The 20,775-nt window shown below is 65.1% G+C and carries 19 protein-coding genes; 11 read left to right on the top strand and 8 right to left on the bottom strand.

What is annotated here, in order from left to right:
- Positions 1-4 precede the first annotated feature (4 nt).
- Positions 5-1,105: an efflux RND transporter periplasmic adaptor subunit gene (locus AC3RCG_RS01355; RefSeq protein ID WP_492402490.1), complete on the bottom strand. Its 1,101-nt coding sequence runs from the start codon at positions 1,103-1,105 to the stop codon at positions 5-7.
- An 83-nt stretch (positions 1,106-1,188) separates the two neighbouring features.
- The gene (locus AC3RCG_RS01350; protein ID WP_492402491.1) at positions 1,189-1,671 is read right to left on the bottom strand and encodes a DUF2165 family protein; all 483 of its coding nucleotides are present in this window, start codon (positions 1,669-1,671) and stop codon (positions 1,189-1,191) included.
- A gap of 124 nt (positions 1,672-1,795) precedes the next feature.
- On the opposite strand from AC3RCG_RS01350, the gene AC3RCG_RS01345 reads away from it, so the two are divergent.
- Positions 1,796-2,455 carry a helix-turn-helix transcriptional regulator gene (locus AC3RCG_RS01345; protein ID WP_492402492.1) on the top strand — a complete coding sequence of 220 codons (660 nt, stop codon included), beginning with the start codon at positions 1,796-1,798 and terminating at the stop codon, positions 2,453-2,455.
- Here the strand turns inward: AC3RCG_RS01345 and AC3RCG_RS01340 are convergent.
- Positions 2,452-3,717, bottom strand: a complete 1,266-nt coding sequence (locus AC3RCG_RS01340; RefSeq protein WP_492402493.1) for an MFS transporter — start codon at positions 3,715-3,717, stop codon at positions 2,452-2,454. The two genes, AC3RCG_RS01345 and AC3RCG_RS01340, sit on opposite strands and share 4 nt — an antisense overlap.
- Positions 3,718-3,829: 112 nt before the next feature.
- Between AC3RCG_RS01340 and AC3RCG_RS01335 the strand changes: the two genes are divergently transcribed.
- Positions 3,830-4,729 (top strand): LysR substrate-binding domain-containing protein, encoded by a 900-nt coding sequence (locus tag AC3RCG_RS01335; RefSeq protein ID WP_070223293.1) that lies wholly within the window; start codon positions 3,830-3,832, stop codon positions 4,727-4,729.
- Here AC3RCG_RS01335 and AC3RCG_RS01330 read toward each other — a convergent pair.
- Complete coding sequence (locus AC3RCG_RS01330; protein WP_070223291.1) at positions 4,726-5,478, bottom strand: SDR family oxidoreductase; 753 nt, start codon at positions 5,476-5,478, stop codon at positions 4,726-4,728. The two genes, AC3RCG_RS01335 and AC3RCG_RS01330, sit on opposite strands and share 4 nt — an antisense overlap.
- Positions 5,479-5,595: 117 nt before the next feature.
- Positions 5,596-6,627 (bottom strand): methyltransferase domain-containing protein, encoded by a 1,032-nt coding sequence (locus tag AC3RCG_RS01325; protein WP_492402494.1) that lies wholly within the window; start codon positions 6,625-6,627, stop codon positions 5,596-5,598.
- A gap of 129 nt (positions 6,628-6,756) precedes the next feature.
- Here AC3RCG_RS01325 and AC3RCG_RS01320 point away from each other — a divergent pair, with 129 nt between their 5' ends.
- Positions 6,757-7,647, top strand: coding sequence for a helix-turn-helix domain-containing protein (locus tag AC3RCG_RS01320; protein WP_492402495.1), 891 nt, complete (start codon positions 6,757-6,759; stop codon positions 7,645-7,647).
- A 57-nt stretch (positions 7,648-7,704) separates the two neighbouring features.
- Positions 7,705-8,109 carry a VOC family protein gene (locus AC3RCG_RS01315; RefSeq protein WP_492402563.1) on the top strand — a complete coding sequence of 135 codons (405 nt, stop codon included), beginning with the start codon at positions 7,705-7,707 and terminating at the stop codon, positions 8,107-8,109.
- 123 nt (positions 8,110-8,232) lie between these two features.
- On the opposite strand, the gene AC3RCG_RS01310 is transcribed toward AC3RCG_RS01315, so the two are convergent.
- The gene (locus tag AC3RCG_RS01310; protein ID WP_492402496.1) at positions 8,233-11,103 is read right to left on the bottom strand and encodes an insulinase family protein; all 2,871 of its coding nucleotides are present in this window, start codon (positions 11,101-11,103) and stop codon (positions 8,233-8,235) included.
- Positions 11,104-11,386: 283 nt separating this feature from the next.
- On the opposite strand from AC3RCG_RS01310, the gene AC3RCG_RS01305 reads away from it, so the two are divergent.
- From AC3RCG_RS01305 to AC3RCG_RS01285, 5 genes are all read left to right on the top strand, one after another.
- Positions 11,387-12,799: a HAMP domain-containing sensor histidine kinase gene (locus AC3RCG_RS01305; RefSeq protein WP_492402497.1), complete on the top strand. Its 1,413-nt coding sequence runs from the start codon at positions 11,387-11,389 to the stop codon at positions 12,797-12,799.
- Entirely contained in the window at positions 12,796-13,338 is a 543-nt protein-coding gene (locus AC3RCG_RS01300) for a hypothetical protein (RefSeq protein WP_492402498.1), read from the top strand. The genes AC3RCG_RS01305 and AC3RCG_RS01300 overlap by 4 nt, the downstream gene beginning before the upstream one ends.
- A complete protein-coding gene (locus AC3RCG_RS01295) occupies positions 13,335-14,702 on the top strand; it encodes a sigma 54-interacting transcriptional regulator (RefSeq protein ID WP_121670765.1) in 1,368 nt (455 codons plus the stop codon). Before AC3RCG_RS01300 ends, AC3RCG_RS01295 begins: the two co-directional genes overlap by 4 nt.
- A 267-nt stretch (positions 14,703-14,969) precedes the next feature.
- Positions 14,970-15,332, top strand: coding sequence for a BON domain-containing protein (locus AC3RCG_RS01290; protein ID WP_034752546.1), 363 nt, complete (start codon positions 14,970-14,972; stop codon positions 15,330-15,332).
- Between the two features lie 201 nt (positions 15,333-15,533).
- On the top strand, positions 15,534-16,547 hold the full coding sequence (locus AC3RCG_RS01285) for a bile acid:sodium symporter family protein (RefSeq protein ID WP_070312682.1): 1,014 nt from the start codon (positions 15,534-15,536) through the stop codon (positions 16,545-16,547).
- On the opposite strand, the gene AC3RCG_RS01280 is transcribed toward AC3RCG_RS01285, so the two are convergent.
- Positions 16,499-17,962, bottom strand: a complete 1,464-nt coding sequence (locus AC3RCG_RS01280; protein WP_492402499.1) for a UdgX family uracil-DNA binding protein — start codon at positions 17,960-17,962, stop codon at positions 16,499-16,501. The two genes, AC3RCG_RS01285 and AC3RCG_RS01280, sit on opposite strands and share 49 nt — an antisense overlap.
- The gene (locus AC3RCG_RS01275; protein WP_492402500.1) at positions 17,959-19,191 is read right to left on the bottom strand and encodes a putative DNA modification/repair radical SAM protein; all 1,233 of its coding nucleotides are present in this window, start codon (positions 19,189-19,191) and stop codon (positions 17,959-17,961) included. The genes AC3RCG_RS01280 and AC3RCG_RS01275 overlap by 4 nt, the downstream gene beginning before the upstream one ends.
- A 137-nt stretch (positions 19,192-19,328) precedes the next feature.
- On the opposite strand from AC3RCG_RS01275, the gene modA reads away from it, so the two are divergent.
- Both modA and modB read left to right on the top strand, forming a co-directional pair.
- Positions 19,329-20,087, top strand: coding sequence for a molybdate ABC transporter substrate-binding protein (gene modA, locus AC3RCG_RS01270; protein WP_492402501.1), 759 nt, complete (start codon positions 19,329-19,331; stop codon positions 20,085-20,087).
- Between the two features lie 15 nt (positions 20,088-20,102).
- Positions 20,103-20,774: a molybdate ABC transporter permease subunit gene (gene modB, locus AC3RCG_RS01265; RefSeq protein ID WP_492402502.1), complete on the top strand. Its 672-nt coding sequence runs from the start codon at positions 20,103-20,105 to the stop codon at positions 20,772-20,774.
- Position 20,775 lies beyond the last annotated feature (1 nt).

Here is a 20,775-nt window from a genome sequence, read left to right as displayed (position 1 = left end):
TTCCTTACGAACCGGCCTTGGGCGCGGCGCGCTTGGCCTCGTCCAGGGTGTTGGCCACGGCTTGCACGGCCATGCCGTCGGCCAGTTTCAGCTGGCCCGAAGCGACCACGCGCTGCCCTTCGCGCAAGCCATCGATAATGGCGACACGGCCCCCTGCCCGCTCGCCCAGTTTGACGCCCACGCGCTTGACGGTGAGCGGCTGTTTGCCCTCCTGCTGCGCGACAAACACCGTATCGCCATACGCGCTGTAGGTCACGGCCGTTTCCGGTACCGTCAGCTGCTGGCCCGCTTCGCGCGCCACGCGCACATTCGCGTACATGCCCGCTTTCAGGGCGCCGCGCGGATTGCTGAGCGCCGCCTGTACCTGCACCATGCGCGAGCGGGCGATCAGCGGGTCGATGGCGTTGATCTTCGCCGTAAAGACGTCGCCCGGATACGCGTCCACCAGCACTTGCACGGCCTGGCCCGGCGCCAGCTTGGCGCTGCTCTGTTCATCGAGGGCGAAGTTCACCATCAGCGACTTCTTGTCGATCAGGCTGGCCACCGTGTCGGCCGCGTTCAGGTACTGGCCCGCGTGCACCTTGCGGATGCCCAGCTGCCCCGCGAACGGCGCGCGGATGGTCTTTTGCGCGATCAGCGCCTCCGTCTGGCGCACGTCGCCCAGGGCCGCATCGCGCGCGGCCAGGGCACTATCCAATTGCTCCTGCGTGGCCGCCTTTTCCTTGACCATCTGCAGCGTGCGCGCATGGCTGCTTTCCGCGTTTTTCAGCTGCGCGCGCTGGCGCAGCAGCATTGCCTGTTCTTGGGCGTCATTGAGCTGTACCAGCACGGCGCCGGCCGCCACGTTCTGGCCCGATTCGAAGCGGATGTGCGTGATCCGGCCGCCCGTTTCGGCGGCCACCTGCACCTGGCGCGCCGCTTCCAGCTCGCCCACGCCCGCAAAAAAGCGTTCCTGCGTGCCCAGCACGACAGGGACCAGCGCCACCTTGGTGGCGGGGGAGGCGGCGGCATCGGCCGCATGCGAGTCTGCGCGGGGATACAGCGCGGCACCGGCGACGGCCAGGGCGATGGCCAGCGCGGAGGCGCCGACGATTTTCGTATTCATGATGAAGTCCTTTACAGCAGTACAAAGGGAAAAGTACAAAGAGGGAAAAGTACAAAGGGAAGAAGAGGCGCAGCGGAGGCTGGTCAGGTCCGCTGCGCGTTGAAGAGTACAAACAGGGCTATGGTCCACAGCAGCAGCACCAGGTGCGTCGTCTGCAAGCCTTCCTGCGCGATCCAGTAGCCGAACCACAGGCCGCCCAGGTGCATCAGCAGCAAAAAGGTGGCCATCGCGCACAAGGCCAGGTTCAGCCAGGGCAAGCCAGCGGCCAGGCCGCCGCCGAACAACAGCGCCACGCCCGTCCAGGCGGCGATGGCGGCCAGCAGTTGCAGCGCCAGCACCACGCCCAGCGAGAGCCGGTGCAAGGTCAATGAGGTGAGCGCGCGGCGCAGCAGCGGCGTCTGGATGGTCGGGTCCTGGCGCAGCGGGTCCATGCGCATGGTGTTGCCGATGGCCCAGACGGAGCCGTGGAAGGCGTGCAGGTTGTTGATGGCAGCCAGGGTCAGCCAAGTGGCCAGGCCGGTAGCGAGGATGGCGTGAAACAGCCAGATCGAGTGTTGCAGCTGCATGGGATTCCAGTCCAAAAGAGTGTCTTGCCGGCAAGCGGACGTGGAAACTCCTCGACAGCGGGGAGCTACCGGCCTATTATGCAAGCAATTAGTTGGTTAACTGGCCCCATGATAGTTGAGCGAAATGAATTACACAAGTAAACGTTTGGATAATAGCGAAGCGCCGCAAACGACGGAGCGCATCCTGTATTTCATCAAGACCAAGGGACCCGTCTCCACGGCGACCCTGGCCAAGACCCTGGACATGACGGGCGAGGCGGCGCGCCAGCAAGTGCAAAAGCTGGTGGCGGCGGGCCTGATCGAAGGACGCCAGGAGGCGCAGGCGGGCGCGGGACGGCCGCGCCAGAACTGGGTCTTGACGGAAGCGGGCAATGCGCGCTTTCCCGACACGCATGCGCAGCTGACGATCAAGCTGATCGGTTCCGTGCGCCAGCTGTTCGGCGAGGCGGGGCTGGATAAACTGATCACGCAGCGCGAAGAGGAAAGCCGCAGCGCGTACGCCTTGGCGTGTTCGGCGCCGGACTTGCCCACGCGGCTGCAGCAGCTGGCCGCCGTGCGCGATGAAGAGGGGTATATGGCGCGCGTGGAAGTGGACGGCGACGACTGGCTGCTGATCGAAGACCACTGCCCCATCTGCGCCGCGGCGCGCACCTGCCAGGGCTTTTGCCGCTCCGAACTGCAGCTGTTCCAGGAAGTGGTGGGGCCAAGCGCCAGCATCGTGCGCGAGCAGCACGTGCTGGCGAACGCGATGCGCTGCGTTTACAGGATTTCGCCGCTTTCTTAAGGCTTCGGAAACAGCGGCCAGGTCAGCAGCGCCACCAGTCCCGCCAGCCACCATACGACGGGCCAGTTGCTGGCCGCCAGCAGGTGCGGGATGGCCATCGGCGTGAGGAACAGCCCCACGTAGACGGCCGTGTTCGCCATGCCCAGGGCCGTGCCCGCGTTGGCGCCGCCCGCTTCCGTGGCCAGCTCCGTGTAGGCCACGCCATGCCAGGCGGACACGGCGATGCCGGCGAGCACCACGGCGGCCATCAGCAGCCAGCCCGGCGACTCCAGCCAGGCGATGCATCCCAGCAAAATGAATGCAGCCAGCGCCACCAGGGCCGAGCCGCGCAGGTAGGCGGGCCGGTTCGCGTGGCGGTCCGTATGGCGTCCGCTCCAGATGCGCATCACCATGGCGCCCGCCTGCAGGGCCACCATCACGGCCGTGATGGCCGCCAGGCCCAGGCCGCCATGGTCGTGCAGGAAGACGGTGGCGTAGCTGAGCACGGCAAACTGCGGTACGCACAGCAAGCCGATGGCGGCCACCATGCGCCAGACCTTTCGATTGCGTAACGGTGGCAGTGGCTTGACCCCGGACAGGCTTTTGGACGCATTGTGCGGCCCCTTGGCGGCCTCGGCAGAGAAATCGGGCTCATGCATCCAGCGCCACGTAAAAAACGCCGACAGGCCGCATACGAGGGCCAGGGCGCCAAACACGGGCATGAAGCCGTAGCGCGATGCCAGGCTGGGCAGGATGAGGGCGCCGAGGCCGCCGCCCAGCGGCACGGCCGTCTGGCGGATGCTCATGGCAAAACCCCGTTCGCCGGGGCCGAACCAGCGCATCACGGCGCGGCCGCTGGCGCCGTTCACGCTGCCTCCCAGCACGCCGACCAGCGCCAGCCCCGCCGCCAGCGCCCATAAGGGCGGCACGGACCCGCCAGCGGGCGTAATCCACAGCAGCAAGGCCAGCAGCGCCAGCATGGTGCCCAGCAAGCCGGTCAGCAGCACGGGGCGGTCGCCCCAGCGGTCGGTGGCCATGCCCCATGGCAATTCGGTCAGGGCCACGCCCAGGCCCATGGCGCCCAGCGCCACCCCCAGTTCTGTATTGCTCAGGTGATAGCCGCTGCGCAGCCAGATGGCCGTGGTGGGCATGCCGTTGGCGGCGGCGGAAAAGCTGGCATTGGCCGCCACGCCGACGGCGAGCACTTTCCAGCGGTGGGCGTCGCCCAGCACGGGCGCGGTGACGGGGACAGGAACAGGAATGGCTTGGCAACTGGTGTTCATGGCAGGGAGAGAAAAGTGGTTGACCCTGACAGTGTCGCGCGCTACGATCATTCTGAATATCAGATAATTTACGCTGTGCCATCCCAAAAAACCGGACGATTGCTTCCACGCCATGAGCCTGCTTAATTTCGACATCGCCTTTCTGCGCAGCTATGTGGCTGGCATCGAGCTGGGCAGCTTTGCCCGCGCGGCCGACAAGGTGGGCCGCTCCACCTCGGCCGTCAGCGCGCAGCTGAAAAAACTCGAGGAGCAGGCGGGCATGCCCCTGTTCCGCAAGGATGGCAGGGGCCTGGCGCTGACGCCGGCCGGCGACGTGCTGCTCGGCTATGCGCGCCGCCTGCTGGAACTCAACGATGAGGCAGCCGTCGCCTTGCGCGGCGCGGAGCTGGAAGGGTGGATCCGGCTGGGCTTGCAGGAGGATTTTGGCGAAGCCTTGCTGCCCGACGTGCTGGGGCGTTTTGCCCGCGCGCATCCGAAAGTGCGCATCGAGGCGCACGTGGCGCGCAACACGGCCTTGATGGAAGGGCTGGCAATGGGCCAGCTGGACCTGGCCCTGCTGTGGGGCGGCGCCTGTATCGCCGACGTGGCCGAATATCCGCAGCAGCAGCGCCAGCATATTGCCGAACCGTCCATGCGCTGGATCGCCTCGTCCAGCCTGGCCTGGCGCCCCGAGTCGGGCGAGCCTTTGCCGCTCATTACGTTCGACCGCGAATGCCTGTTCCAGCGCTGCGCCACGCAGGCGCTCGATGGGGCCGGCATCGCCTGGCGCACGGCGTTTACCAGTCCTAGCCTGGCGGGACTGTGGGCGGCGGCGGCGGCCGGGCTGGGCGTGACGGTGCGCACGGGCCTGGGCTTGCCCTCGACCGTGCGCGCGCTCGATCACGTGGAAGCGGGCTTGCCCGCCCTGCCTCCGCTGTCGCTGGAATTGCTGCGCGCCTCAAGCGTGTCCAGGCCGCCCGTCGAGCGCCTGGCCGGCTTGATCATCGAATCGCTGCAACAGGATGCCGCTTAAAACGCCTGCGCCGTCGGGCGCAGCACGATCTCATTGATAGCCACGTCGGCCGGCTGCTCGATCGCATACGCGATGGCGCGCGCCACGGCATCGGCGGGAATGGCGATCTGGTAGAACTCCTTGACGGCCTTGGCGCTCTCGGCGTGGCTGCTGCCCTGGCTCAATTCCGTGTCGACGGCGCCCGGCGCAATGACGGTGGTGCGGATGGTGCCGCCGCTGGCCGCCAGCTCGTGGCGCAAGCCTTCCGAAATGGCGCTGACGGCAAACTTGGTGCCGCTGTAGACGGTGCCGCCCGGGCTGAAGACTTTTTGTCCCGCCACCGACGAGATATTGATGAAGTGGCCGCTGTTTTGCGCCTGGAAGTATGGCAGGACGGCGGCGATGCCGTTCAACACGCCTTTGATGTTGATATCGATCATGTTGTTCCACTCGTCGACTTGCAAGGCGCTCATCGGCGCGATGGCCATCAGCCCCGCATTGTTAATCATCACATCGACCTTGCCGAACACGGCCAGGGCCGTGTCGACCAGGCGCTTCAGGTCGCCCGCCTGAGTGACGTCGGTCTGGGCAATGGCGGCCTGGCCGCCGGCGGCCGTGATTTCCTCGGCGATGGTATTGAGCAAATCCATGCGGCGCGCACCGAGCACGACGCAGGCGCCCAACGCGGCCAGATGGCGCGCGGTGGCTTCGCCCAGGCCGCTGCTGGCACCGGTGATGAGGACGACTTTCCCTGCAATAGCTTGACTCATGATGGGTTCCTTGTGAAGGCAGCACAGTGCTGCGGATGACATCGATCAATGCCGGCACAGCTTAGCGCATTTGCGTCCTTTTTTGCTATAAAAAAGATAATTGCTAAATGGTAATTGTTAGGCACGAGCAATCAGCACCTGCACGGGGGCCATGGGAAAATCGCTGGCGCCATATTGCTCCACTTGCCGCCAGCCCGTGTCGCGCAGCAGCTGCGCCAATTCACCGTGCCGTGTCACCGTGCGGCCCAGCATGCGCATTGGCAAGTAATACGGCAGCACGCGCGCCGCGTCGCCCGGCGCCGCCGCGATTTCCGCCTGTATGCAGACGAGCACGCCACCTGGCTTCAAGGCTGCCTGCATCTTGCGCAAGGCAGCCGCCATGTCTGGCACGAAATGCAGCACGGACGAGCACCAGATGAGGTCGTAGCCGCCGCCGATATCGTCGCTGTCCAGGTCGCCGCCCAGGGTCTCCAGGCGGTCGGATAGTTGCGCATGGGCGATGTTCGCGGCCGCCACGGCCACCGTTTCCGGCCAGTCGAAAACGCAGCCGTGCACGCCCGCATGGGCTTGCGCCAGCGCAATGGCCACCCAGCCGGGACCGCCGCCCGCGTCGAGCAGGCGCAGCGGCGTGTTGCCGTCCGCAAACGGGGCGACGCGCTGCATCACGCACAGGGCGGCGCGCATGGTGACGGCGCGCTGCTCCTGGCCGATCTGCTGCTGCGCGGCGGCGGCCCAGTTGACCCCGCTCGCCGTGCTGTAGGGCGTTACTTTTCCGCCGTCGCGCACCAGGGTGTTGAGCTGTGTGGCGAAATGGCGCAGCGCGTGCAGCCGGTACAGCCAGGCGTCGCCGCAAAAGGCAACAGCGTCGCGGCAGAAATACTGCAAGGTGGTGGCCGTGCAGCGGTAGCGTAGTGCCTCAGTATCGGCGCCGTCGCGCTCCAGCACCTGCATGCTCCAAAGCAATTCCAGCAGCAAGGCCGTGTGCGGCCCATGCAGCGACAGGACGTCCGCCAGTTGCGCCGGCGTGTGCGGCGTTGCCAGCACCTCGAAAATACCCAGTTCCAGGGCGGCGGCCAGTCCATCGGCCTGGACGGGCGCGACGGCCAGGTCCCAGTACGGTTGCAAAGCGTGTTGCGTATCGAATGACATGATCTTCCTTTCGGCGAGGTGGGCATCAGCATCATTTTATGCAACAATGAGAATAATTATCATTTGCATTTGTATGCGCGGCGGCGTATTTCGTATGCGGGACGGCGCGCGGGAAAACGGGGAGGAGCGATGAGGGGACAGGAGAGGGAAGCGGCAGGCTGGACGCGGCGCCAGCTGGACCCGGGGTTGAAAGAGTGCCGCGCCGACCAGCGCCAGGTCGACCAGGGTTTGCTGCTCGTGCATTCCGACTACCGGCCACGGCTTGCGCTCGTCGAGCCATCGCAGCATGACGACGGGGGCGGCATGGTGATCACCATCGGCCTGGAAGGCGCGTCCGCCTACGCCACGCGCGATGGCGAACAATTGCGCTTCCAGGGCGGCCATACGACGATGACGGTGTTTCGCCACGTCAGCGGCGAGCGCCGTTTCGAGGCGCATCAACGGGCGGCGCAGTTGCGCGTGCTGGTCGATGAAGACGCGCTGGCGCGCTACTGGCCCGAGGGGTTGGCGTCCCTGCTGCCCCACGGCGGCGCGCGCCAGCTGGCGCATGCCACCACCACGGCGACTTCCGCCCTGCACGCCCGTTCGCTGCTGCGCGCGACGGACCCGCTGGCCGTGCATATCAGCGTGCTCAGTATCCTGGCGGAACAGTTGCGGGGACTGCGGCCTGCGCCCGTTCTTGTACCGCGCTGGTCCGAGGCCGACATCGTCAAATTGGAACGCGTCTACGCGCTGATGCAGGAGCAGATGGCGCAGGCACTCACGCTCGATTACCTGTGCGCGCAAGCGGGCTTGAGTTTGTTCAAGCTCAAGCAGGGATGGCGCTACCGCTACAACGACAGCCCCCAGCGTACCCTGCTGGCGCTGCGCATGCAGCGGGCAAAGTTACTGCTGGAAAATGGTTGCCAGGTGGCGCAGGCGGGCTGGCAAACGGGCTACCGTCACCCGGCCAATTTCAGTGCCGCCTTCAGCCGCTATTTCGGCTACGCGCCGAAGACCGTGGGACGCGCGGGCGCGTAAAAAGCCGGTGTAGAATCGGCGGGCAGCATCCATAACTACGACCCACAAGGAGACATGATGGCCCGCAAAATCTTTGTCAATCTGCCCGTCCAGTCGCTGGAACGCTCCGTGGCGTTTTTCACGGCGCTGGGCTTCAGTTTCAATGCCCATTTCACGGATGAAACGGCGACGTGCATGATCGTTGCCGACGATATCTTCGTGATGCTGTTGACGCACGACAAGTTCAAGCAATTCACGCCCAAGCAGCTGTGCGACACCAAGGTGGCGACGGAAGTGCTCGTGTGTTTGTCGGGCGAGAGCCGGGGCGAAGTCGATGCGCTGGTGGCAAAAGCCGTCCAGGCGGGCGGCAGCATCTACAAGGAGCCGATCGATTTCGGCTTCATGTATGGCCACAGTTTCCAGGACCCCGATGGGCATCAGTGGGAATTGATGTACATGGAAGCAGGCGCCGTACCTGGCTGATCGGTGGTGGTGTCGGATTACGCGGCGTGCCGCCGCTAATCCGACCTACGCTACGGCTCAGGCAGATCGGGTAGGTCGGATTAGCGCGGCAACGCCGCGCGTAATCCGACGTCTCCGGCCAGCTTAGGAAGCCAGCGCCAGCAGATCGACCACGTCCAGCCCGGCCAGGTCTTGCGTCGTATTGCCCGCAAACGCGGCGCGGCTTTGCTGGCCGTTTTTCAGCCAGGTGCGCGTGACGTCCTTGATCTGCGCCAGGGTGCAATTGAGCACGCCGGTACGGAACTGCTGGCGCACGGCTTCCGTCGTGCCCCGCTGCTGCATGTTCCAGGCCGTCAGCGCTTCCGCGTACGGCGAGTGCGGCTTGTCGAGGCCCTTGATGACGCAGATGATGGCTTCTTCCACCTGCTCTTGCGAGAAATCGCCGTCGAGGATCTGGTCGAGCGTCGTGCCGAAGTCGGCGAACGTGCCGGCCAGGCGCGGATCGCGGTAGGAGCTTAGCGTGAACGTGCCGGCGCCGGCCGCGTAGCTGGCGCTGCCGCCATACGCGCCGCCTTTTTCGCGCAGGGCCGTATGCAGCACCTGGTTGGTCATCAGTTCGGCGGCGACGGCCAGGGCGGACGCGTCCGGATTGTGTACGCCAGGCACGGCCCAGGAAACGAAGCAATGGTTGATCTGGCTCGTCGCATGCAGGGCCGTGTTGGCCAGTGGCAAGGCAGCCGGAGCGGCGGCAACGGCTGGCGCGGCCGCATCTTTGCTGGCCGCTGGCAACTCGAGCAGACGTGCCAGGGTGATGCCATCCTGCTCCAGGCCCGCGCACAGCACGGTCGGCGGCTGGGCGATGATGTGCGCATGCAGGGTGTCGAGTTCGCGCGCGATTTCCTGCAAGCCTGCCGACGTCTTGCTCAACTGCTGCAAACGGCGGTAGAACGGCAAAGCTGCCGGGCCGCCGACGATGTCGTCGAAGCGGCGCGTTGGCGACAGCGGGGCCGCCGACGCCAGCATGGCGTAGCGGTTGCCCGATTCGGCCAGGCTGGAGAGTTTGTCCTGCACCAGGCTTTCGATCAGGAAGGCCAGGCGCTCTTCTTCATCGAAGCGTGGCTTGGCGATCCAGGCCGACAGCACGGCGGCGATCGCCGCGTGTTCTTCGCGCAAGCCGCTGGCCGAGAACGACAATTCCACGCGCATCGCTTGCTGCGGGCGCGGGATGGCTTCCAGGCCGATGTGGAACGACGGCACCATGCTCTGGCGCCAGGCGCTGGCGTCATCGAACGACATGTCGCCCACGCCCAGTTCCGGCGCCAGGTCCGTGTACAGGCGCAGCCATGGCCACGACGCTTCCGGCAAGCCCGACACGTCGTACAGCACGTTGGCATAGCTGATGCCGTTCGAGGCAATGCTGAACGCCACGGCGCCATCGACGGCCGGTGGAATCGGCAGGGCCGGGCGCGGCGCGGCGCTGACATCGCCAGGGCGGATGCGCGGCAGCACTTCCGAATTTGACGGCAGCTGCTGATGCGCTTCCAGCGCCGCCGACTCGGCCACGATGTGTTCGCGCTCGGCATCCGTCAGCTTTGCCTGCAGGGCCGCCAGTTTGGCGTCTTCCTGCGCGGCGCGGTCCGTGAAATAGGCGGCATCGGGCACCACGTGCGTCGTCAAACGGGTCGGGTTGGCGATCAGCTCGCGTACCAGCTGCTTGAAGAAGGCCGGGTCTTCGATCTGCTGTTCCAGGGTTTCCAGGATGGCCGCATTGTCGAAGGCATCCATCACGTTGCCGTCGTACATGGCCAGCGGCAAGGCGTGCAGCAAACGGCCCAGGCCGTAAGGCATGCGGCCGCTGCTGATTTCGCGCTGGCTGTATTTGATGTCGCGCAAGGCCGCGTGCAGCACGGCGGCGGGTATGCCCTCTTCCGCCGTTTCTTCCAAGGCCGTCCAGATGCGCTGGTGCGCATCGGCGATCTGTTCCTGCGTCAAACCTTCCATGCCGATGTGGAACACCATCTGGCGGATGCCCGCGTCGCGGCCATTCATGTCCGATGGGCGGCCATAGCCGGCCGATTCCATGGCGCGCATGACGGGCGCCGACGATTCGCCGAGCAAGCCGTGCGACAGCAAATGCGCGTGGTAGTAAGCGATGGGGTCGCTCGACTCGCCCATCAGCCAGGCAAATTGCAGGCCGAATTCATCGTCGCGCGCTTCCTGCGACGGAATCTTGACGATGTTTTCCTGCGGTGCCGTCCACGCGGGCGCCAGCTGCGGCAGGCGGCGCGGGCTAAAGCCGCTGAGCTTGGACAGCACGCGTTCCGCAACTTGCTCTTGCACGGCCGACGCTTCGATATTGCCGGCGGTCATGATCACGGCTTGCGAAGGATGGTAGTGACTGGCGTGGAATTCTTTCAGCATGGCATGCGTCAGCTCGGGGATGTCGAGCGGATCGCCGCCCGATTCCACTTCATACGTCGTGCCCTTGAGCAAGGCGCTGGCGATGCCGCTGTCGAGCGCACGCATGGGGCTGTTGAAGGCGCCCTTCATTTCATTGAAGACGATGCCCTGGTACACCAGCTTGTCGCCTTCGAACGCATGGCGCCAGCCTTCCTGGCGGAAATTCAGGTAATCGAGATTCGGGAAGAAGGCGGCGTCGAGGTACACGTCGAGCAGGTTGAAGAAATCCTTGCGGTCGGTGCTGGCGAACGGGTACACGGTGCGGTCCGGATAGGTCATCGCATTCATGAAGGTGGCCGTCGAGCGGCGCAGCATCGAGAAGAACGGGTCGCGCACCGGGTAGCGCGACGAACCGCACAGGGCCAGGTGTTCGAGGATGTGGGCGCGTCCGTCGCTCACTTCCGGCACAGTGGGAAATGCCACCAGGAACACCATCTCAGCCTGCTCGGTATGCATGTGGATATGGCGCATGCCCGTTGCTGGCTCGACATATTGCTCGATGGTTGCCTGCAAGACTGGAATGAAGTTGCTGCTGACTTTTTCAAATGTGCTCATGCGGTATGGGATCTCTGCGGTAGGTGATTCGGAGTGTCGGTGGGGCTGCATCACATGTGGGGGCAAAGTGGCGCAATGCCAGGGGCGGGGCCACTTTGATGCCTGCGTGAAGTTTTTCCCTATTGTACTAGGAGTATTCGTGCGCCGCCGCCGGGCCCCGCTTGTTCGCCGGAAAAGCAACAATGTTGCAAAATAAACTATTTTTGGACAGGTGGCGCCCCGGGATGGGGGCTTAGCGTACCATGCGCCTTTTGCACTCCAGACTGAACCGAAGGCGCCTACCTTGTCCCGACTTTCCTTTCGCCAACTGTTATTTGCCGCCTTCATTTTGACGACGGGTATCTTGACGGCTACTTCCGTGCAAGCCCTGCTGACCCTGGAGCACCTGGCCCGGCTGGGGCGCGAGACGGCGGCGCAGGCGATTGCCCTCACGGAACAGTCGCAGCGCCTGTCCGAGCGCACCCTGGCCATGGAGCGCAGCGCGCGCCAGTTCCTCGTGCTGGACGACCCCGTGTTCCGCGAGCGCTACGCGGCGGCGCGCGACGAAGCGACGGCGGCGCTGCAAGTGCTGAACCGCGCCACGCCCGAGTTTGCCTCGCAGCTGGCCGACGAGTGGACGGCGCAGGCGCAATCGGCGTGGGAAGTGTTGCAGGCCGGAAAACGCCGCAAGCGCGATGGCCACGCCGTCGTGTACCGCGCGTTTGCCCGCATGACGCAGATCAATGACAGCCTGGCGCGCGAAAGCAAGACGGAAATCGGCAGCCGCAACGACGCCCTGTTGGCCGAGCTGGAACGCCAGCGCCGCGTGCTGGGCATGCTGGTGGGCGGCGCCGTGCTGCTGGCGGCCGTGCTGGCCACCTGCTTCGGTTTTCTATTGTCGCGCCCGCTGCGCCGCATCGAGACGGCCATCGAGCGCCTGGGCGAGAAGCGCTACGACCAGCCCATCGTCGTCGGCGGCCCGGCCGACACGCGCCGCCTGGGCCAGCAGCTGGACTGGCTGCGCCAGCGCCTGGCGGACCTCGATGCCGACAAGGAACGTTTTCTGCGCCATATCTCGCATGAGCTGAAAACGCCGCTGGCGGCCCTGCGCGAAGGCGTGGCCTTGCTGGAAGACGAGGTGGCCGGCAAGCTCAGCGATGGCCAGCGCGAAATCGCCGGCATCCTGCAGCAAAACACGGCCTCGCTGCAAAATCAGATCGAAGACTTGCTGCGCTACAATACCGCCGCTTTTGACGCCCAGCATCTGGCGCACAGCAAGGTCGACTTGCTGGTCTTGCTGCAAGATGTGGTGGCCGCGCAGCGCCTGCAATGGCTGGCGCGCCGTTTGACGGTCGAGGTGCAGGGCGAGTCCCTGATCGTGCAGGCCGACCGCGACAAGCTGGCCACCGCCCTGGCAAACCTGCTGTCGAATGCCGTGCGCTTCAGCCCGGAAGGCGGCACCGTGCGCTTCAGCCTGGCTTGCGAAGGCGGCCGTGTGCGCATCGATTGCATCGACGAGGGGGCCGGCGTGGCGCCCGAGGATGCCGCGCGCATTTTTGAACCGTTTTACCAGGGAGTGCGCCAGGCGGCCGGCGCGCGCAACGGCAATGGCATCGGCCTGTCCATCGTGCGCGAATATATCGCCGCCCACGACGGCAGCGTCACTCTTTTACCGCGCCAGGCTGGCGCGCATTTTCGGATAGAACTGCCCTTATGATGACGAGAACTTCCCTGGCCGGCATGGCCGCCTGCGCGCTGCTGTTGGGCGCTTGCGCCGCCAAGCCCCCCACCCAGACGCCCGTGCTGGTGCAGACGCCGCCGCGCGTGGTGGTGGTGGCCGATCCCCAGCTGACCGAACTGCTCGCGTATCAAAGCGCCTTGCGCCTGATGACGCCGTCGGAACTGGCGAAAGCGCAGCTGGACCTGGCCAAGGCCGATCACGCGCCGCACAACACGATCCGCCGCGCCATGCTGCAGGCGACCGTGCGCGGCCCCGGCGACCTGGCCCGCGCGCAAGCCTTGCTGGAACCGCTGGCCACGGCCACGGGCAAGGACGCGCAACTGCTGGCGCCGCTGGCGCAATTGCTGGGCAGCCAGTATGCGGAACTGCGCCGCCAGGAAGACAGCATCGACAAGCTCAACACGCAGCTGCGCGATGCCCAGCGCCGCATCGACCAGCTCAATGAAAAGCTGGAAGCACTGAAAAACATCGAGCGCAGCCTGTCCGTGCGCCCTGCCGCGGGAGCGGCGAAATGAGCGAGCACGCCCACATTTTATTGGTCGACGACGATCCCGACCTGCTGCGTTTGCTGACCATCCGCTTGAAGGCGGGCAACTACCGCGTGACGGCCGTGGGCAGCGCGGAAGCGGCGCTGGCGCGCCTGGCCGTGGAATTGCCGGCCCTGGTTATTACCGATGTGCAATTGCCGGGCCGCGACGGCCTGGCCCTGTTCGATGAGATCCGCCGCCAGCATGCTGCCCTGCCCGTCATTTTGCTCACGGCGCACGGCACCATTCCCGATGCCGTCGATGCGACGGCGCGCGGCGCGTTTGCCTACCTGACGAAGCCGTTCGACGGAAAGTTGCTGATGGAAAAGGTGGCGTACGCCATCAACTTGTCCACCGTCATGCCGGCGCCCGCGTCCGGCGATGAAAGCTGGCGTGCCGAACTGATCAGCCGCAGTGCGCAGATGGCCGAGCTGCTGGCCGAAGCCAAGCTGGTAGCGGGGTCCGACGCCAGCATCCTGATCCGCGGTCCCAGCGGCACGGGCAAGGAATTGCTGGCGCGCGCGCTGCACAACGCCAGCCGCCGCGCCAAGGCGCCGTTCATCGCCGTCAACTGCGGCGCCATCCCCGAACAACTGCTGGAATCGGAACTGTTCGGCCACGTGAAAGGCTCGTTTACGGGCGCCGTGGGCAACCGCGAAGGTTTGTTTCAGGCGGCCGATGGCGGCACCCTGTTTCTGGACGAGATCGGCGACATGCCGCTGCCGCTGCAAGTCAAATTGCTGCGCGTACTGCAGGAACGGGCCGTGCGGCCCGTGGGCGCCGACCAGACGCGGCCCGTCGACGTGCGCTTATTGTCCGCCACGCACCGCGACCTCGATGTGGCCATGGCGGAAGGGCAATTCCGCGAAGACCTGTATTACCGCCTCAACGTCGTGACCTTGACCCTGCCGCCGCTGGCCGAGCGCCGCGAAGACATCGCCCTGCTGGCGAACCATTTTCTGCAGAAACTGGCCGCCAAGTACCAAAAAACCCTGAACGGCTTCGCGCCCGACGCCCTCACGGCCCTGGTGGCCGCGCCATGGCCCGGCAACGTGCGCCAGCTGGTCAATGTCGTCGAGCAAGTCTGCGCGCTGGCCACGGCGCCGCTGGTGCCCTTGTCGCTGGTGCAACGGGCCTTGCGCGTGCCGTCGCTCGAAGCGCTCAGCTATAACGAAGCCAAGCAGCGCTTCGAGCGCGACTACCTGATCCAATTGCTGCGCCTGACGGACGGCAACGTGGCCGACGCGGCCCGCCTGGCTGACCGCAACCGCACGGAGTTCTACCGTTTATTGCAGAAATACGAGCTGACGCCGGCCCTGTTCCGGGCCGACGGCGACCCTGTCGCTGATTAGCGACAAAAATAAAGCGTTAAAAATCAGCGGCTTAGCCTGAAACATTGATATTGTTGCCACATTCTGTCGCTGACAGGCGACAAAAAGCCCCGTTTTTCGGGCCGGATCCGGCGGAAACGGGCTGGAAAAATCGAGTTTGCATGTAAGTCGTTGATTTTTAATGAAATTTAAAAGCTGGCACGGTGCTTGCTGTATGGGTAGATGTGACGCTTCAAAGTGTTGCTTTATCCAAGTAAGAAGCTTTTAACTTCATTGAGAGGAACTACCATGCAAACATCGAAACTGTTCAATACCCTGGTTGCCGCTATCGTACTGTCGGGCGCCTCGATCACCGCTTCGCATGCAGCTGACTCCGCCCCAAAAGCACAAGCTCCTGCTGACACCGTCGTGGCCGCCAACGCCGCCGCTGCCGTCCCTGATGAAACCATCACTTCCTCGGCCAAGGCCGCCCTGAGCGCCGATGCGCAAGCCGCTGCCCTGCCAGTCAAGGTAGCAACCCAGCAAGGTGTGGTCGTCCTGTCGGGCGACGTGCCGAGCGCCGAAGCGGGTGACCGCGTCGTGCAGATCGTCGCTTCCGTGAGCGGCGTGAAAGAAATCAAGAACGAGCTGAAAGTCAAAGCCGCCGGTTAATCCCTCGCGCTGTACTTTACTCCGGGTTGCCCTGTCTGCGGACAGGGCATTTTTTTTGTGCCATTGTGTCCACAAGCCACGCTTGCTTCCAGGCAGGTAGTCCGGCGATAGGGTTAGAATAGCCAGCACTGGCGCCGATTCCGGCGCTTTTTGTCATCCATGGCGCAGTGTTGCAAGGCTGGGCCGCTACCAGGCCACCGCATGTCTTCTTTTTCTTCCGCCGCCCTGCTGCGCAATCTGAAACCCGACAACTTCACCATCGCCCTGCTCGTCACCGTGGCGCTGGCCAGCTTCCTGCCCTGCACGGGCCAGACGGCCGTGGTCTTCGGCAATATCACCACCGTCGCCATCGGCGCCCTGTTCTTCCTGCATGGCGCCAAGCTGTCGCGCGAAGCCGTGGTGGCCGGCATCATGCACTGGCGCCTGCATTTGCTGGTGCTGGCCAGCACGTTCATTTTGTTTCCCCTGCTGGGCCTGGCCCTGCGGCCGCTGGCGCTGACCTTCCTCACGCCCGAGCTGTACGTGGGCATCCTGTTCCTGTGCGCCTTGCCGTCGACCGTGCAATCATCGATCGCGCTGACCGCCATGGCGCGCGGCAATGTGCCAGCCGCCATCTGCAGCGCTTCGGCCTCGAATTTCATCGGCATCTTCCTTGCTCCCATCCTGGTGGGCTTGCTGGTGGCGAAAGGCGCGGAAAGCAAGTCGTCGGTCGACGCGGTATTGTCGATTGTCATGCAATTGCTGCTGCCCTTCCTGGCCGGCCAATTTCTGCGCCGCTGGATAGGCCGCTGGGTCGACCGCCACAAGGCCATGCTCAAGTTCGTCGACCAGGGTTCCATTTTGCTGGTGGTCTACACGGCCTTCAGCGAAGCCGTCAGTGAAGGCCTGTGGCACACGATCTCGGTGGAAACCCTGGTCGCTCTGGGCGTGTTCAGCATCGTGCTGCTGGCCCTGGTCCTGGGCCTGATGACGTTCATCAGCCGCCGCCTGGGCTTTAGCAAGGAAGATGAAATCGCCATCGTTTTCTGCGGTTCGAAGAAAAGCCTGGCCAGCGGCGTACCGATGGCCAAGGTCTTGTTTGCCACGCACTCGCTGGGCATGGTGATTTTGCCGCTGATGCTGTTCCACCAGATTCAATTGATGATCTGCGCCGTGATTGCGCAGCGCTATGCGCGGCGCGACGAGGCGCAGGAAGTGCCGGCGGCGACGCCGTGATGCGGCTCCTGCAGTAGCCGCAGCGCCTGCCGCAAGCCATCGACAATCACCGCGTAGGCCTGGCGCCGGCTCGCCGCATCGGCTGCGCGCAGCACGTACGACGGGTGATACACGGTCACCACCCAGCGCCCGTCGTGTTCGATGGGCGTGCCGATCAGCGGCGTCATGCAGGCCGCGCCATCCTGCAGCACGGATTTCAATGCCGTGCTGCCCAGCGCCACGATCACCTGTGGTTTGCCACGTTCGATCTCTTCTTCCAGCCAGCCATGGCAGGCGAGGATCTCGCGCTGCGCAGGCGTCTTGTGCAGGCGGCGCTTGCCGCGCGGTTCCCACTTGAAATGCTTGACGGCATTGGTCAGATAGATGCTGTCGCGCGCCAGGCCCGCTTCCTGCATGGCCTGGTCCAGCAGTGTACCGGCCGGGCCGACGAACGGCAGTCCGGCCAGGTCTTCCTGGTCGCCCGGTTGTTCACCGACGAGCATGATGCGGGCGGTGAGCGGGCCTATGCCGGGCACCGCTTGCGTGGCGTGCTGCCACAGCGCGCAGCGTCGGCACTGGTCCAGGGTAGTTGCTACCTCGCGCATCGGCTGGGCCCGCTCTGCGCTGATCGAGATCATGGCGGCACCCTGCCGCTGTCCCACGCTGGCCGTTTGGCCCGTGCGCCGCTCGCCGTTCGCCGCGCCGCTCAGCATGGCGGGCACGATGGCGCCTTCGGGTAAATTTTTCCAGAAACGCGAGGGAATATGGCTGTGCAGCAAGTCCGCATTCACGCGCGCGGGGTTGAAGATGCTGCGGTAATACGTCAGCCACAGCGCTTCGCCCGCATCGTCGATGTCGGCCGCGCCACGCAGCAGGGCCGGTCCCGCGTGCAAGGTGGCGCCATCCCACAGCATGCTGGCGCCGGGCGTGGCGATCAGCCAGCTGGCCTTTCCCATGCGGCGCGCGAAGTGGCGCGCCACCTGCGGCAGCACCTCGTGCGTGGGCTCGAACCAGGCGACAAAACGGGGCGCGCCCTCGGCCTCGCTGCGTTCGCGGAAGCGCACATACGCATGCATGTCGTGCTCTTCACGATGCACGGCCTTGACCATGGCGTGCAGGCGCGCGCCGTCCGCGTCGGCCGGCGACACCACGTCGTGCTGGCCCTGCTGCCAGCGCCACAGCACCTGATACAGGAAGGCCCAGCGGTCATGCACGTTGAAACAGGCGGCGCTCTCCAGCAGTTCCACCAGCTGGCGGGGCAGGCGCAGCGGTGGCGCGCCGGTATCCGTGGCCTCTGGCGTGGAGGAAAACAGGTCGCCGTCGCCGGGCTGCGATTGCCAGGCCACATCGGCAGGCGGCACGCCGCGCGCGATCAGTTCGCGCGCGGCCGCGCGCCACGCGTCGAACGATTGCGCCAGCCGGACGACACTGCTCATGCTGCCTGCAGCTCCGGCCATAAGTTCAATTGCTGCGGTGCGTCCGCCATGGCGCGGCGCAATTGTTCCGAGGCGGTGGTGTCGCGTGCGGGAAAGTAATCGGCCGTGATGATGAACGGGGCAATCTTTTTCATGCTGCAGCGCAGGCGCGACAGGTCGGCATAGCGCACTTGCCGCAAACGGCGCAGGTCGACGATGCGCTGCGCGTTACGCAGGCCGATGCCGGGCACGCGCGCGATCATGTGCTGCGCCGCGCGGTTCAAGTCCAGCGGAAAATGTTCGCGGTGCGCCAGCGCCCACGCCAGTTTCGGATCGATGTCGAGCGCCAGGTTGCCGCCGCTGGCGGGCAGCAGTTCGCTGGCCTGGAAACCATAGCTGCGCAGCAAGAAATCGGCTTGGTACAGCCGGTGTTCGCGCAGCATCGGCGGCGGCGCCAGCGGCACGCTTTTCGGGCTGTCGGGGATGGGGCTGAAGGCCGAGTAGTACACGCGCTTGAGTTTATAGCTGCCGTACAGGGTTTCGGCCGTGGCGAGGATCTGCTGGTCGTCGCTGGCGTCGGCGCCGACGATCATCTGCGTGCTTTGCCCGGCCGGCGCGAAGCGCGGCGAGCGCGGTTCTTCCGCCTTTTCATCGAGCTTGCGGCGGATGGCGCCCATGGCCAGCTTGATCGTGTGCACGCTCTTTTCCGGCGCCAGTTTCTGCACGCTGTCCTGGGTCGGCAGTTCGATGTTGACGCTGAGCCGGTCGGCATAGCGGCCCGCCTGCGCGACCAGGGCCGGATCGGCGTCGGGGATGGTTTTCAGGTGGATGTAGCCGCGGAACTGGTGCACCTCGCGCAACTCGCGCGCCACCTGCACCAGTTGCTCCATCGTGTAGTCGGCCGACTGGATGATGCCGGAACTGAGGAACAGGCCGTCGATGTAGTTGCGCAGGTAAAAGTCGCTGGTCAGTTTCACCACTTCGGCCACCGTAAAGCGCGCGCGCGGCACGTTCGAGGTACGGCGGTTGACGCAGTACTGGCAATCGTACAGGCAGTAATTGGTCAACAGTATCTTCAGCAGCGAGACGCAGCGTCCGTCCGGCGTGTAGCTGTGGCAAATGCCCATGCCCGAGGTGGCGCCAAAACCGTCCTTGCCGATGGAATCGCGCTTCGGCGCGCCGCTGCTGGCACAGGAAGCGTCGTACTTGGCCGCGTCGGCCAGGATTTCCAGCTTGTCCGTCAATTCCATGGCTCACCTCGATATACTGTGTTTATATACAGTATATCAGGGAATCGGCCTGATACCGGCTTGATCTGTGCAATGGCAGAACGCTATATATCGGTGTATATTACGGGCCTGGTTCTCTTCTCATCAAGGATACGATCATGCGCCTCACCTCCCTCGCCCGCCTGCTTGGCGTCACCCTGCTCGCCACTGCCGCTACCTCCGCCCTTGCCGGCGAAGTGGTCGTGTCGGCCGCAGCCAGCCTGACGAACGCGTTCAAGGATGCGGCGCAAAGCTACGAGGCGCAGTATCCGGGCAGCAAGGTGTCCCTGAACTTTGCCGCCTCGGGCGTGCTGCTGCAGCAGATCGTCAAGGGCGCGCCCGTCGACGTGTTTGCCTCTGCCGACCAGGAAACCATGGATGCGGCGCAAAAGCAGGGCCTGGTATTGCCGGCCGACCGCATGGACTTCGTCGGCAACAGCCTGGTGCTGATCGTGCCGCACGATAGCAAGCTGGGCATCAAAGCTTTGGCCGACCTGACGCACAAGGGCGTGACCCGCGTGGCCATCGCCAACCCGGCCAGCGTGCCCGTCGGCCGCTATTCGGAAGGCGCGCTGAAGAAGGCGAAGCTGTGGGAAGCCGTGCAGCCGAAAGCCATCGGCACGCAAAACGTGCGCCAGTCGCTCGACTATGTGGCGCGCGGCGAAGTCGATGCGGGCTTTGTCTACGCCACCGACGCGGCCATCATGAAAGACAAGGTGAACGTGGTGCTGGACGTGCCGCTCGACGCGCCCGTGCTGTACCCGATCGCCACCATCAAGGGCAGCGGCAATGCCGCCGAAGCGAAGCGCTTCGTCAGCTATTTGCAGACGGCACCGGCGCAAGCCATCCTGGCCAAGTACGGCTTCAAGAAACCCTAACGCCACCGCGCCCGCATGGATATCGCCTGGACCGCGCTGGCCCTGTCGCTGAAAGTGGCGGCCTGGGCCACGGCGCTCAATTTGCTGTTCGGCATCGGTACGGGCTATCTGCTGGCGCGCACGCGTTTTCCCGGGCGCGAGCTGCTCGACGCCCTGCTGACCCTGCCGATGGTGATGCCGCCCACCGTGCTTGGCTATTACCTGCTGGTGCTGCTGGGCCGGCGCGGCACCCTGGGCGTCTGGCTGCAGGACAACTTCGGCATCAACCTGATCTTTACGTGGCAGGGCGCCGTGATCGCTTCCACGGTGGTCGCCTTTCCCCTCGTCTTCAAGCCCGCGCGCGCCGCCTTCGAGGCCGTTGACGGCCAGCTCGAGCAGGCGGCCCGCGTGCTGGGCATCTCGGAGCTGGCGATTTTCTTTCGCGTCACCTTGCCGCTGGCCTGGCGCGGCATCCTCGCGGGCGTGCTGCTGGGCTTCGTGCGCGCGCTGGGCGAGTTCGGCGCCACCCTGATGGTGGCCGGCAGCATTCCCGGCAAGACGCAGACCCTGTCGGTGGCCGTGTATGAAGCCGTGCAGGCGGGCCAGGACGACGTGGCCAACACCCTCGTGCTGATCACCTCCGCTGTCTGCATCGTGGTGCTGCTGTCGGCTGGCCGCCTGGCGCCGGGGCGCGTCGCGCACAAATGAG

The sequence above is a fragment of the Janthinobacterium sp. GW823-FHT01H08 genome (assembly GCF_058797855.1).
This window is presented reverse-complemented; position numbering and strand designations above follow the sequence as displayed.